The 13205-nt window shown below is 40.4% G+C and carries 10 protein-coding genes, 1 tRNA gene and 1 pseudogene; 5 read left to right on the forward strand and 7 right to left on the reverse strand.

Features of this window, described 5'->3' with window-relative positions; genetic code table 11:
* Positions 1 to 79: 79 nt before the first annotated feature.
* Entirely contained in the window at positions 80 to 4876 is a 4797-nt protein-coding gene (locus ASE55_RS18750; protein WP_056223302.1) for a hypothetical protein, read from the reverse strand.
* Positions 4877 to 4880: 4 nt separating this feature from the next.
* Between ASE55_RS18750 and tsaD the strand changes: the two genes are divergently transcribed.
* From tsaD to ASE55_RS18765, 3 genes are read left to right on the forward strand one after another with little or no spacing between them, the layout of a single operon-like run.
* On the forward strand, positions 4881 to 5897 hold the full coding sequence (gene tsaD / locus ASE55_RS18755) for a tRNA (adenosine(37)-N6)-threonylcarbamoyltransferase complex transferase subunit TsaD (RefSeq protein WP_056223304.1): 1017 nt from the start codon (positions 4881 to 4883) through the stop codon (positions 5895 to 5897).
* On the forward strand, positions 5894 to 6301 hold the full coding sequence (locus ASE55_RS18760) for a hypothetical protein (protein ID WP_056223305.1): 408 nt from the start codon (positions 5894 to 5896) through the stop codon (positions 6299 to 6301). The genes tsaD and ASE55_RS18760 overlap by 4 nt, the downstream gene beginning before the upstream one ends.
* A 45-nt stretch (positions 6302 to 6346) precedes the next feature.
* Complete coding sequence (locus ASE55_RS18765; protein WP_056223308.1) at positions 6347 to 7042, forward strand: RsmE family RNA methyltransferase; 696 nt, start codon at positions 6347 to 6349, stop codon at positions 7040 to 7042.
* A gap of 36 nt (positions 7043 to 7078) precedes the next feature.
* Here ASE55_RS18765 and ASE55_RS18770 read toward each other — a convergent pair whose 3' ends face one another.
* On the reverse strand, positions 7079 to 7756 hold the full coding sequence (locus ASE55_RS18770) for a TrmH family RNA methyltransferase (protein WP_056223310.1): 678 nt from the start codon (positions 7754 to 7756) through the stop codon (positions 7079 to 7081).
* A gap of 163 nt (positions 7757 to 7919) precedes the next feature.
* On the opposite strand from ASE55_RS18770, the gene ASE55_RS18775 reads away from it, so the two are divergent.
* On the forward strand, positions 7920 to 8936 hold the full coding sequence (locus ASE55_RS18775; RefSeq protein WP_056223312.1) for an asparaginase: 1017 nt from the start codon (positions 7920 to 7922) through the stop codon (positions 8934 to 8936).
* A gap of 56 nt (positions 8937 to 8992) precedes the next feature.
* A tRNA-Ser gene (locus ASE55_RS18780) sits at positions 8993 to 9079 on the forward strand.
* A 61-nt stretch (positions 9080 to 9140) separates the two neighbouring features.
* Here ASE55_RS18780 and ASE55_RS18785 read toward each other — a convergent pair.
* From ASE55_RS18785 to ASE55_RS20405, 5 genes and pseudogenes are all read right to left on the reverse strand, one after another.
* The gene (locus ASE55_RS18785; RefSeq protein WP_056223314.1) at positions 9141 to 9389 is read right to left on the reverse strand and encodes a hypothetical protein; all 249 of its coding nucleotides are present in this window, start codon (positions 9387 to 9389) and stop codon (positions 9141 to 9143) included.
* Positions 9390 to 9638: 249 nt separating this feature from the next.
* The gene (locus ASE55_RS18790) at positions 9639 to 10337 is read right to left on the reverse strand and encodes a hypothetical protein (RefSeq protein ID WP_056223316.1); all 699 of its coding nucleotides are present in this window, start codon (positions 10335 to 10337) and stop codon (positions 9639 to 9641) included.
* 103 nt (positions 10338 to 10440) lie between these two features.
* Positions 10441 to 11976: a M20/M25/M40 family metallo-hydrolase gene (locus ASE55_RS18795; protein ID WP_056223318.1), complete on the reverse strand. Its 1536-nt coding sequence runs from the start codon at positions 11974 to 11976 to the stop codon at positions 10441 to 10443.
* Between the two features lie 726 nt (positions 11977 to 12702).
* Positions 12703 to 12990, reverse strand: coding sequence for a hypothetical protein (locus ASE55_RS18805; RefSeq protein WP_056223323.1), 288 nt, complete (start codon positions 12988 to 12990; stop codon positions 12703 to 12705).
* A pseudogene (locus tag ASE55_RS20405) lies at positions 12987 to 13205 on the reverse strand (hypothetical protein); the annotation flags it as partial. The gene ASE55_RS18805 and the pseudogene ASE55_RS20405, both read right to left, overlap by 4 nt.

Genomic DNA, 13205 nt, shown 5'->3' on the forward strand with positions numbered 1-13205 from the left:
AAAATTATTTAACTAAAAAAATTATATCAAACATTAACAATAATTAACACGGATGATAAAAATCATTAAAAAATCACAATTATTTAGCTGCTGATTTTGTAGAATCTGTTTTTATTTCATTTTTATTCTGCTGTACTTTTTTATCTTTTCCTTTCTTTTTAAAGAAAGAATTGAAGCTCTTGCTCCATACGATACCTCCGCCATACGCCTGATTAGCAGTACCGTTTGATCCGGCCCCGTTAATCACGCCGATATTGGAAGGTTTGGAGTACCCTCTCAGGAGCAGGCTTCCGTCATTCTTCTTGGAAATATCATATTCAATGGTCCCTTCACCGGACAGGTAATTGGTCTCCGTATTTTCAGTTTTAGTCAGTGGGATTCCCAAACCGGTCTTTACTTTAACCCTTGGTGAAAGCGCAAAGCTTACACCGGCATTGGCCCGGTCGCCGATATTGGAATACTGGTCGCCTTTTACGTAATTCAGGTCAATCTGGAATTCGTTGCTCATGGTATTAAGTACGGAGCCCAGCTGTTTTAAAAGCAGATTGTACCCTGAAGATTCCGCAACTCCGGCAACGTCTACATCTACCCCGCCGGTTCTGGAAACGTTGAAACTGTTTAACAGCAATACAGAACCGAACTGCAGTACTTTTTCCCCGTCCTGGCTCATTTTTGCCGCCAGGGTTTCTTTTACCTGGCTTGACACATCCAGTGCCGTTACGTCAAGGTCTACCTTAGGATCTACCAGCGATTGCGTAATATTTGCCTGAAGCAGGACACTTACAGGCTGCAGCCCTCCCATATTCAGGTATTCCCCTGCATTGGAAACCATTCTTACATAATTGGCCGTGATATCAAGTGCTGGTTTCATGGCATCGCCATCCCATCGTATGCTGCTTCCTTTCTCAATCTGGAAGGTTTTATTCAAAATGGCCTTTGAAATAAAGGTCCCGTTTTCTACTTTATAGGTCCCATTCATCGCAATATTGCCCTGTCTGCTCATCTGGAACCGCAGCTTTTCCGCTTCTCCTTTCACCATAATGCTTCCGACATCATCACCGATCAGAACGTTCACGGTAGTGCCTTTATCTACATCCAGTGCGAAATCGATATTCATGTTGGCACCTGATTTTTTCTTTTCTTCAAGCGTAACCAGTCCGTCTTTTCCTTCTTTCAGGAACCTCAGCATCTTAAATTCTTCAACATTGGAAGTGGAACCCGAGTTAAAGGTAAAGGTACTTCCGCTCAGTGCTTTCATATTCGGGGTGGAGATGCTTAATGCTGAAACCGGCCCGTCCACATACAGGTCTCCCTGTCCGTAAACCCTTCCCCAGAAAAGGTCATAATCTTTCTGGGTGGTATTCAACACCAACAGGTTATCTGCTCTCATTACGAGATTGACCCCCAGTGATGAAATGGTTTCAAACTGGATCGCCCCGGAAATATTGCCTTTGGAATTCGTTCTTCCGTCATGAACTTCGATATTGTTGAGGATCGCGAGTCCCTTTGTTAACGGAATCACCGTATCGTCAAATGAATAATCCACACCCGTAAACAGAAGCTTTAACCCAAAACCTTTCAGGGCAATATCACCGCTGTAATCCAGATTGCTGAACTTTCCGCTGACTTTCAGATCTCCCGTTGCTTTTCCTCTTAAATTCCCGAATACCGTAGTAACGAACTGTTGGGCAAAAGCCACATCAAAATCCCTCATCTCAGCTGTAAGATCAATGGTAGGTGAAGCGGTGTTGTTATTGACCGTCCCCGTAACGTGAAGGCTGTTGTTGCCGATAACGCCGGCAGAATTTACTTTGATGTCAACATCATATACATTTAGGGAAAAACCGTTTGTTGCAGATATGGTAATATCGCCCATGTCATTCCCGTTCATCATGATATCATCAATGGTCATATCCACCAGAGGCTGCAGGGTACTTTTGTCCATTTTAATCTGTACATTCCCGTTAGCCAGGCCTTTGATATTCATGGTATTTCCGCCTGCCTGCATTTCCAACAGCTTTTCGACAGCAAAATCTTTAACTTCCGCATCCAGATAGAAATCTTTGGCAGATTTAAACTGGGCTTCTTTTATAAACAATGCACTGTTGTCAGAATAGATCTTCAGATTCCTGATATCGAAATCCTTTTCTTTTTTACGGTAGGTAATGGAATGATCGAGTTCCGGGCTGGTATCAATAGCCCAGGTTACATCGTTGAATTTAACTTCAGTGGGGTCAAACCTGAATACATAGTCGCCGCCCGCATTGGTGGTCTGGTTGACATTGACGGCATAGGATTTCAGGTTATCATCCAGCTCATCTTCCGGGCTTCCGTGTTTGAATTTTGCAGCCAGGTGAAGAACGCTGTTGTTCTCGTTTCTGCCGCTTAAGGTAATGTCTTTAAGAATATTTTTATTGTACTCTACCCTGTTGATCTTCGCGAAAATCTGTTCATCAAGGTTTGCGGTATTAATCCTCACCATCACACTGTCTACCATGGCACTGTCTCTGGTGATGTTGTTCCGGTCATTTATGGTGTAGGACGGATTGGCTGCAGCCAGCGCCTTGTCAGCTTCCGTAATTTCCTGAACTTTGGTCATGACGTATTTAAGCGAAGCGGCATCTGCATTTAAAATCAGGTTGTTTGAATTTCCGTCATACTGCCCTTCCACTTTCGCGCCCTGGGGAATTTTCAGATCCGGCATAAAATAACTTACCAATCCCTGCTGGATATCAAAATTCAAAGTAAAGTTCTGTCCTCTGTATAACTTACGCGGAGCCGGGCCTACCAATACTTTATTCAACCCGTTTTCTACCATGCCTGCAAGATCTGCCAGGTTGTATCTTCCGGAAATTTTTCCGTTTACGGCACCGGGAGCGTCTACGTCAATTACGCGGCCGCCGTTTTCGGCAAATGTTTTTATTTTTGCATGAGGAATGGAATATTTCTGCGTAGCCGTAGCAAAATTAATATTGTTTGCTTCAACATCCAAAGTGAGATCATTGAAGGAAGACATGGCCATTTTACCGTTTACCGTTCCGCTTACGATCTGGTTTCCGGGCTTGCCGGTAAAATAATTCATATTTAAATACTTAACGTCAGCATCCACATTCATGGAAATCCGTGAAGTGCTGAAGTCAATTAAACCTTTGACAACTGCCTTTGCCTGCTCATCATCCACCGTAATAAGTCCGTTGTATTTTTTATGATCCAGTAACCCGTCAAGATAAAGATTGTTGATTTCCTTATTCATGATCTCAATGCTGGTGATGCGGGATTTTGTGGTCAGCCTCATGGTATTCACATCGAAGCTCTGCCCGTTAACATCAAACCTGCCCGAGATAAGGCCTACGGATTTATTTTTGGTAATCACCGAGGTATTCAGGTCCCTTACTTCAGCAATCCCGACGTATTTCGGCATGGAAGAACTGTAATCCGTCAGGGAAAACCCGGTGATCTTTGCCTGCCCGATCCCCGTCATCAGGTTCCCGCTTGAAATGTAGACTTTGTTCGGGTTTACGCTTGCCGTTCCGTTATACTTCAGCTTTCCGAAATCATCTGCAAAATTCTTCATTTTGGTTGCAATGAATGAAGGCATCATTGCTTTCAGGTCTTTATAGGTAAAATCTGCCGAGAGGTTATTGGTTTCAATGAGAAAGTTGCCTTTCAGCAGCCTGTTGATTTTCATTGTTTTTGTGGCAATATTCACATCGGGGTTCCGGATCAGGAAATGGTCCAGCTTAAAATTATTAAGTGGTCCCGTCATCTTCCCTGAAATATTAAAAGGCTTGAAATTATCCCAGTTGGTTACAAAATAGCTGATGTCATATCCGCTGAGCTGGCTGCCCAATTGAAGGTCCATTTCCCATTTTACTTTATCTGCAAAATCTGACCAGGAACCGTCATCATGAAGATTGAATTTTATATCTCCCTGCAAAAGGCTGTGGTCTGTGTTTAAAGTCAGGTCTTCCAGGAACAGGAAATCTTTCGTCATTGACAGTTCCGTTGAAAACGTATCTACAAAATGTGATTTCCCCCATCTTTCGGTAGTGAAGGACATGTTGTTGATCTGTGCTGAAATATTCCGTCCGTTAACTTTTACATTCGGGGCTTTAAGGTTAAAGTTGGTGGCCGTAAGCCATTTCCCTTTTTCTCCGGGAGAATTTAAATTGACAATCGAAACTTTGGAATCCAGAATCTGCAGCCTGGAATTCAGCTGGAAGGGCGGTTTATTCGGATCCGGCTTTTTCCCGCTGTCAAACAACTGGGTAAAGCGGATGAAATTTGAAATGCTGTCACCTTTATAGGTAATGACTTTTATATCAGCATTTTTAAGGGTAAGGGCATTAAAGCTTAATGAATTGTTTTTGCCGATATTGGTGGCAAGCGAGAACCAGTCTGAATTGGCCGTAAATTCTTTAGCGGTAATAAAATCGGCTCCTTTATAGTCTTTTATTTTCAGACCTTTGATCTGTACATCCCCGAAGAAATCCACATCCACACTTTCGGTAGACATCTGTGCCTTGAAATCCCTGTTGACAATCTGCAGTGCCTGGTCAGCTGCCCAGCGTTTGGTAGCCGGAAGATTGATGATCACAAAAACCGCCGCCACAAGACCGAGGCTCAGCCAGAACAGAATGAGTAAAAGCCTGGCCCACCAGGAATAGCTTGTAACATCTTTTACAGCCTGCTTCCCAAATTCCCCAGCCGTTTCTACCGGATGGTTAATCGCATCACTGGCAAGTTCAGAGGCTTCCTTCACAGTCTCCTTTACCTTACCTCCGGCATTCTCAACAGCCTTCTGCACCTGATCGCCCAGGTTTTCAGCTACTGACTTTTTGTTCTCATTCTCGTTATTATTCTCTAACTTTGCCATTATTATGAGCGACTCTATAATTTTAGGTATTGAATCGTCCTGTGACGATACATCAGCAGCTATCATCAAGGGAAATTCTATTCTGTCGAACATTGCTGCAAATCAGGCAATCCATAAAGAATATGGCGGTGTTGTCCCTGAACTTGCGTCGCGTGCCCATCAGCAAAATATCATCCCCGTTGTTGAAAAATCTTTCACTAAAGCAAATATACAACAAAATGCAATTTCTGCGATAGGATTTACACGCGGGCCCGGACTTTTAGGATCTCTTCTCGTAGGAACCTCCTTTGCTAAGTCCCTGGCAATGAGCCTAGACGTTCCTTTAATTGAAGTAAATCACCTGCAGGCACATATTTTAGCGCATTTCATTGACGATGCAAATCCTGTGCCGCCCAAATTTCCTTTTTTATGCCTTACGGTAAGCGGCGGGCATACCATGATTGTGCTGGTAAAGGATTATTTCGACATGGAAATTATCGGGAAAACCACTGATGATGCCGCCGGAGAAGCCTTCGACAAAATCGGGAAAATTTTTCACCTGGATTATCCTGCCGGCCCGATTATCGACCGACTGGCCAAAGAAGGGAATCCGGATGCCTTCACGTTCAATAAACCAAGACTGGAGCAGTACGATTATTCTTTCAGCGGGATCAAGACTTCCGTGCTGTATTTTATCCAGAAAGAAGTAAGAAAAGACCCTGATTTCATCAAAAATAACCTTAATGACCTTTGTGCCTCGGTACAGCGCTGTATTATTGAAATTTTGATGGCTAAACTGGAAAAGGCAGCAAAGGATTTAAATATAAAAGAAGTAGCGATTGCCGGAGGGGTTTCTGCCAATTCTGCGTTGCGGCAGGCCATGCAGGACAACCACCGGAGGCTGGGATGGAATATCTACATCCCGAAATTTGAATATACTACCGATAATGCGGCCATGATTGCCATGGTAGCGCAGTTAAAATTTGAAAGAGGGGAATTTACAGATCTGAGAACTTCCGCCACCGCAAAATACGATTTATGAAAATACTGTTAGAAGAGAAAGTACTGGGAACGCAGTCTAAAAAAAACTCAAAATATTATTGGGTTTTAGAAACCATTACAGGAAAGAATGACGCGACAGGATCTGAAGACGAAGATTATTTAATGGTAAGTTCGGAAATTGGATATGTTCAAAATATAAAGGAAGAGATCATAGAGAAAATAAATTCAGAGAATGTGTTCAGTTTTACTTACGAACCCAAAGAAGGAGATTATTTATCCATTAAAAATAATTTAAGAAAAAACGAATATCTGAATTTAATTTTCATGAATAACAAGTGGATTGAAGAGATTTATGCGTGCTCATACAGAGATTGTGAAGGCGATATTTATACCACGATAAAAACCGGTGTCGCATTTTTAAGCGACAATGAAATTACGTTTTAACATTCACTTATAAATAAAATTCAGGCAGACTTTAAATATCAAGGTATGAAACTTTTTTTTGGCGAAATCAACAACGGAAAAGCAATCATCAACGATGAAGAACAACAGCACATTGTAAAAGTTCTCCGGATGAAAAACGGTGAAGAAATTCACGTAACCGACGGAAAAGGAAATCTGGCTTCCGGAAAACTGATGATTGAAGGAAAAAAAGCAACCCTTGAAGTTTCTGAAATTCAAACGGATTATCCTGATTTTACGCCGAGGCTTCACATTGCCATTGCCCCCACTAAAAACATTGACCGCATTGAGTTTTTTGTGGAAAAAGCCGTTGAAATGGGAATTTCTGAAATTACTATCCTGCAGACTGAAAAAACAGAACGTAAAAACATTAATATTGATAAGCTCAGAAAACAGGCGATTGCTGCGTCAAAGCAGAGCCTGAGGTTTCATTTTCCTACCATCAATGATTCTGTAAAACTACAGGATTTCCTGAAAAACATCAATCCTGAAAATACTTTCGTGGCGCACTGCCATGAAGACCTGGAGCGGATTGAACTGAAAGAAATTCCCAAACCGGAACACATCACCTTTTTAATTGGCCCTGAAGGCGATTTTTCAGAGAAAGAAATTTCATTTCTGGCAGAGCATCATGTAAAAGCGGTTTCCTTAGGCAATCAGCGATTAAGGACTGAAACAGCCGGTGTTTTTGTGGCTGCATGGAATTATTATAATTTACAATAAAAGATTGAAACCGGTGCAATAGCTTTTTATCTACCCTTAATGATCCCACTGAACATCATAGTCCTTCAGGTATTTTTCAAAAATCTGCTGTCCGCTTCTCATTGAATTTACTGCCCAGCGGATTTTCATTCTCAGCAGTTTTTCTTCGTTTAATTTATAATCAAGCTCTGATTTTAAAAGCTTCTGCTTAAGTTCATACATACAGATTGAAGCTGCTACCGAAACATTAAAGCTTCTGGTAAAACCATACATCGGAATGGCTAATGTTTCATCGGCAAAATCTAAAATTTCCTGGGAGACACCTTCCATTTCGGTTCCGAAGACCAGGGCAATCGGTTCTGTAATTTCGTATTCCGGCAGCATCTTCGCATTATTTTCCAGCGACACAACCACAATTTTATATCCTCTGTCTTTAATTTTCTGAAAAGACTCTATAGTTCTCGGCATTTTCTCCACCTCAACCCAGGTATCGGCACCTTTGGTCACCCGGAGATTGGGCTCAAAACTATATTCTTCCTGCAACGCCACCACTTTATGAAAACCACAGGCTTCCACGGAACGTACAATGGCTGCCGCATTCCGGAACTGGTAAATGTCTTCTACCACAGGAAGCACAAAATCTGAACTTTCCGGTGAAAAATGTTCAATTTTCCATAACCGCTCTTCGGTTAAAAACTGTTTTAAATACTCAAAAGTCTGTACTAAATCTTTCATCTGATCATCTCTATTTTTCAGCAGCAAAACGTAACGTTCACTATGACAAGTTTTATAATAAAATTTCCTGTAAACGTTTCATCTGTTTCAAATCTTTGCAAATTAACGTAATTTTGAGGAATGATCCTGAACGAACCGGGAACAAAAATCTGATAAAGTCTGTATGAAAAGAAAAGTCCTGTTGATCTATACCGGTGGTACCATCGGGATGGAAAAAGATTACGAATCCGGCAGTCTCCGCGCCTTTGATTTTGGAAATATTTTTGAGAAAATGCCTGAAATGAAACTGATGGAATGTGAAGTGTTCGTTCATCCTTTTTCAAAACCGCTCGACTCATCAGATATGGGGCCGGAAGAATGGAAAATTATTGCCCACTACATCCGCAAAAATTATGACCAGTATGACGGATTCCTGATTCTTCACGGAACAGACACGATGTCTTACACGGCTTCCGCGCTGAGCTTTATGCTGAAAGGACTGAAAAAGCCTGTTATCCTAACGGGGTCACAGCTTCCGATCGGAGATCTGCGGACCGATGCAAAGGAAAATCTCCTGACCAGCCTGTATTACGCCAGCCTGTATGAGGGAAATGAGGCCGTGATTCAGGAAGTGGCCATTTATTTTGAATATAAACTGTTGAGGGGAAACCGTACCTTAAAATATTCGGCTGAGTATTTTGATGCTTATGCAAGTCCGAACTATCCTATTCTCGGGCAGTCCGGCGTACATCTGAACATCATTAAAGAAAACCTTTACCGTCGTGATCATAACATTGAGTTCCATGTGGATGACCATATTTCCGAAGATGTTATTTTCTGGAGAATTTTTCCGGGCATGAACCTGAACCACTTTAAGGAAATCCCGAAAATGAAAGTGCTGATCCTTCAGGTTTTTGGTTCGGGGACTATTTTCAGCAGTGATAAAACAGTGGACACCCTGCAACAGATCAGGAACAACGGAACCGAGATTGTGGTGGTAAGCCAGTGTATTTCAGGCGGTATTTCGTTCGGCAAATATGAAAACAGCAATATCTTTTCAAGGATCGGGGCCATCAGCGGAAGAGACATTACCGCGGAAAGCGCCATTACAAAAGCAATGCATCTTATTGACAATCCAAATTACGCGGGAAGCTTTGCCGAAAACTTCGCAAAGAGCCTGTGTGGAGAAATTTCCAATTAATTGCATGAATAATTTGCCAATTCAATAAATTCTCTTATTTTTGCAGTCTCGAATAAAGAGAGGTGTCCGAGTGGTTGAAGGAGCTACCCTGGAAAGGTAGTATACGGGTAACTGTATCGAGGGTTCGAATCCCTTCCTCTCTGCAAAATTAAAGTCTGTACTAAATTAGTACAGACTTTTTTTATTACAATAAATAGATTCCACTTATAGCAGACGGCTCATAACACATTCTACAAATTGCTTACGTGGTTTATTCCCAGGAATTGTCTTACAACATTGTGAAATTGCTTCTAAAATCTTTTGTTCAGAAATATTAGGATAATTTTTTTTAATTTTGTTAACTAAATAATCAACTTCCCAGCTTTCTTGACAGGAAAAAAAATTAGCATCTCCTCTTTTCTTTTTACGGTTATCATATTCTGACCAATCATCTTCAAGAATTTTTATTGACATAATGAAATATTTTTTTTGTTAATATTAAAACAAATATATTAACCCTTTTTAATATTTACTTATGGGAAACCGTTGGGAAATAATTACTTTATTTATATAACAATTAAGAAATATATGGGGAAAATCAATAAAAATCCCGGTCAGATTTGACCGGGATTTTCGTTTGAAAAAAATAATCAACTTATTTCAAACTACAATTTAGCTATATGAATGTATTGGTGGTAAAATGGATTTGATCTGATCAATCAGTTAATTGCACATGGTAAGAAACTGATGGCTCATCTGTACGGTAAATCTGGCTTCTGATTTTAATTTTGTGCAGATCATTGATTCAAAAGCGCGGACATCTTTTAATCTGCGGTCGATACAGTCTGCTATCTGCACGATGGAAAATATAAAATCACGGTACACCGCAATATCAACGGTGCGTCCGTACACCGGAAGATACGCTTTCAGAAAAGGAAGGGTTGCCTGGTGCTGACTGTAATTGACGCAGTATCCTGCTCCGTCCCTTGACGTAATAATTTCGCAGTGGTTGATAAAATCAAGGATATTTTTGTGTTCAGTTTCTTTGTTTTTAGAAAGATATCCGTTGATCTTATCCAGAATATGTTGGGCATATTCCATCATCGTAATGGTTTTCCATTCGAATACATGGTTAAGGCTTTTTATATTTTTAGCCGGCTTACTGTCTTCGGAACCTGTAGTGCAAAAGGAAATCCCGATGGTTTCCTGATACGGGAAAAAGCAATCCTTTATCTGGACAGAAGCATCCGGCTGCAGCCTGTCATTGGCAAAATTATAATACAGATAAGGGCTGTACAGGTTCGCAAGCGCTTTCAGGTAATCGGTTTCTGAAGCGTTGTGATTTTGTTCAAACCATTTTTCAAGGTTATCGTAATAATGGTTCTCAAATTCTTTATAACTTAAATATAACGGCAATTCCATAACTCTGATCTTTTGATGAAGCAAAGCTAATACGGTAATGCGACAAAACTTGTCGTGTTATTTTTAAGTTTAATTTTTTTAATGAAAAGTGAAAGATTAATGCTTACTGCTTATCGTAATTTGTCATCATGAACTCAAAATAATGAATCATCTTCATGTAGTTTTCAATGCTAAGGTATTCATTGGTGCTGTGAATGGACTGTTTTTCGGCATCATTGATTTTGATCGGCATAAATCGGTAAATATTTTTGCTGACGATCTGGTATTTATAGGCATCTGTTGCACCAACCGTAAGATATGGAGTTGCTACTGCCGTGGGATGGATTTCTTTAATTGCCGCTTCAATTAACCTGAAGGCTTTGGTATGGGTCAGGGAAACCGCAGAGGCTTCTTTTACCTGGTCGATATCTTCTATTTCCACCTCAAACCCTTTGGTGGCTTCGGCGATATGTTTTTTTACGTCATTTACCGTGTCGCCAGGTAGCAGCCTGAAATTCACAACAAATTCCACTTCCGGAGAAAGGACGTTCGGGGCATCGCTTCCCTTCATCATCGTTAAAGCTGTCGTGGTACGGACCAATGCGTTGGTGGAATTATTCTTTGTCAGCTGAGATAACAATACAGGCTTCAATAACCACTGATTAGAGATTCCCATCCTGTTTACAAATGACATGGAACCGCCGATATTGGTAAAAAACTCGTTGATCAACGGTGTGATCATCGGTTTCATCTGGTTGTGTTCCAGCCTCTGCATAATGACCGCAGCCTTTCCTACAGCACTTTCCATCGGAGGCATCGAGGCGTGTCCGCCCAATCCTTTTACTTTGATTTTTACGGAGAGGAAACCTTTTTCCGCACAGCCGATTACGGCAACTTCAGAATTGATCCCGGCCACACTGCCTTTTTCCAAAATCAGTCCTCCTTCATCATACACCGCATCGAATTTTATATTTTTACTTTTAAAATACGCTGCAATTTTCGCCGCACCCTGCTGTCCGCCCACTTCCTCATCAAACCCGAAGGCTAAATAAATATCCCGTTGCGGCACATGTCTGTTTTTAATCAGGTTATTCATGGATTCCATCATGGAAAAAAGCATCCCTTTCATATCAATCGCTCCTCTTCCATAAATCCTTCCGTTGGCCACTGCTCCGGAAAACGGACCGAAATCCCAGTCTTCCGCAACTTCTGAAACAGGAGGCAAAGGTCGATCGTCCGGCCTGAAAACATTTTCGCTTTTATCTTTTACATCAGCTTCTCCCGGAGGCACCACGTCAGTGTGGGAAAGGAATAAAATAGGATCCAGAGACGGGTTGCTGCCTTTTAATTTGAATACCAATCCATATTTATTGACTTCAGTATATTCCGCGTTTTCGTAAACCAATGGATAAGATGTTTTGAGATATTCTTTGATGGTATCAAATGTTGAGTAATCAAATTCTCCCAGCTCTCCGGCAGAAACAGACGGGATTTTAAGTCCGCCCGACAGTCTTTGAATGGCGGAATCGTCTTTTATCATTTTCCAGCCACTTGAAGTATTGGTATTTATTTTTTTAAATGGATAGGTCAATGTTTTGATTAAGACGAGAATTATTAGAATGAGGAGAATGCCAAGGACGATAAAGAGGAGTTTTTTCATGGTTAGATCTGGATGGAGTTATTTAAATACGTGATTGGTGTACTGATATTAACTTATTGTTTTCGGGTATAATGTATCCGGGGTTTATTTTCAGCTTCTAAGGTATTAAATTACTGTACAATATTGAAAGAAGTACCCTTTAAGTTTGCAATATTAAAATAGAGTGCAGAAAACTTTAGCAGAAGTTGTTAAATATATTATCTGCAGTTCTTAAAATCATAAATAAAGTTGCTCATCTAAATTAAAGTTAAGAACAATATAGCCAGTTATCAATGTCATCCTTACAGTTGCAAGAATATTCATTGGAGTTGCTAGCACCATTCATAAAATTGTTCATTTCATTCACAAAGTTTGAAAAATACTAAGCTGGAAATATGTACTTTGAATTTGCCACAAATAACAATTCCTGCCTAAAACATTTTTCAAGACAGAAATATTTTTGATGTTATCTTAATTTTATGCTACGATCTTATTTAGTAAATACTATTGAGGACTTGTGACCCCGAAAACTGATTTTACATACTGTTTCACCTCTTTGTAATCCTGACAAATACGTATAACATTATTATACAATATCTGATCCCTGATTAACCTGGCGTTTGTATATTCTTTATTGGCATGGATAAGAGCAGTGCTCTTGTTTTTCATGTATCCCAAGTTTATCCCATAATGCTCCGGTTTTGATTCTTCTTCATTAGGATTGTAGGCTGTACTTTGCTCCAACACCTAAATTAAATTGGAGAAGTGATTGATCTTGCTGTCGTAGCTCTTAGGACATGGGAATTGTTCTTGTTGGGTTTTTGGTTTCTTTTCCCGATTTTCTGCTTCTGTTTTTGATTTTGTTCTCCCCTGCAGTTTTTTATTGTAGGATTTAGCGTTGCGCAGCATCAGCGGATTTTTTCTGAAACGGCCAATGCGTTTACTACTTTTGTTGCCAAAGGATTTAATTCTCTGAATGCATCCGCCCACTGATGGTAGCATTATCGAACAATATTTTTTTTGCTTGGGTTTCATTTAATTTTTAAGAGGGCATTTTCATGAAGTGTTTTAAGACTGGAAATCTTCAATTCTTCTTTTACAGGATTGTACCTGTCTCCATATGCTGTACAAAAGGAATTCAGATCCTGAAGATTCGCAATGTTTTTGGAACGTCCTGTTTCGTTCACAAAGCTTCGGTTGTTTTTCATATTTATGTTTTTTATCTCGGTATAAATATAAATTTTTATTTT

It is taken from the genome of Chryseobacterium sp. Leaf201 (genome assembly GCF_001421435.1).
Taxonomy (GTDB): domain Bacteria; phylum Bacteroidota; class Bacteroidia; order Flavobacteriales; family Weeksellaceae; genus Chryseobacterium.

Coding starts and splice junctions, on each gene's coding strand:
- ASE55_RS18750 (WP_056223302.1), bottom strand. CDS start 4,876: ATGGCAAAGTTAGAGAATAATAACGAGAATGAGAACAAAAAGTCAGTA.
- tsaD (WP_056223304.1), top strand. CDS start 4,881: ATGAGCGACTCTATAATTTTAGGTATTGAATCGTCCTGTGACGATACA.
- ASE55_RS18760 (WP_056223305.1), top strand. CDS start 5,894: ATGAAAATACTGTTAGAAGAGAAAGTACTGGGAACGCAGTCTAAAAAA.
- ASE55_RS18765 (WP_056223308.1), top strand. CDS start 6,347: ATGAAACTTTTTTTTGGCGAAATCAACAACGGAAAAGCAATCATCAAC.
- ASE55_RS18770 (WP_056223310.1), bottom strand. CDS start 7,756: ATGAAAGATTTAGTACAGACTTTTGAGTATTTAAAACAGTTTTTAACC.
- ASE55_RS18775 (WP_056223312.1), top strand. CDS start 7,920: ATGAAAAGAAAAGTCCTGTTGATCTATACCGGTGGTACCATCGGGATG.
- ASE55_RS18785 (WP_056223314.1), bottom strand. CDS start 9,389: ATGTCAATAAAAATTCTTGAAGATGATTGGTCAGAATATGATAACCGT.
- ASE55_RS18790 (WP_056223316.1), bottom strand. CDS start 10,337: ATGGAATTGCCGTTATATTTAAGTTATAAAGAATTTGAGAACCATTAT.
- ASE55_RS18795 (WP_056223318.1), bottom strand. CDS start 11,976: ATGAAAAAACTCCTCTTTATCGTCCTTGGCATTCTCCTCATTCTAATA.
- ASE55_RS18805 (WP_056223323.1), bottom strand. CDS start 12,990: ATGAAACCCAAGCAAAAAAAATATTGTTCGATAATGCTACCATCAGTG.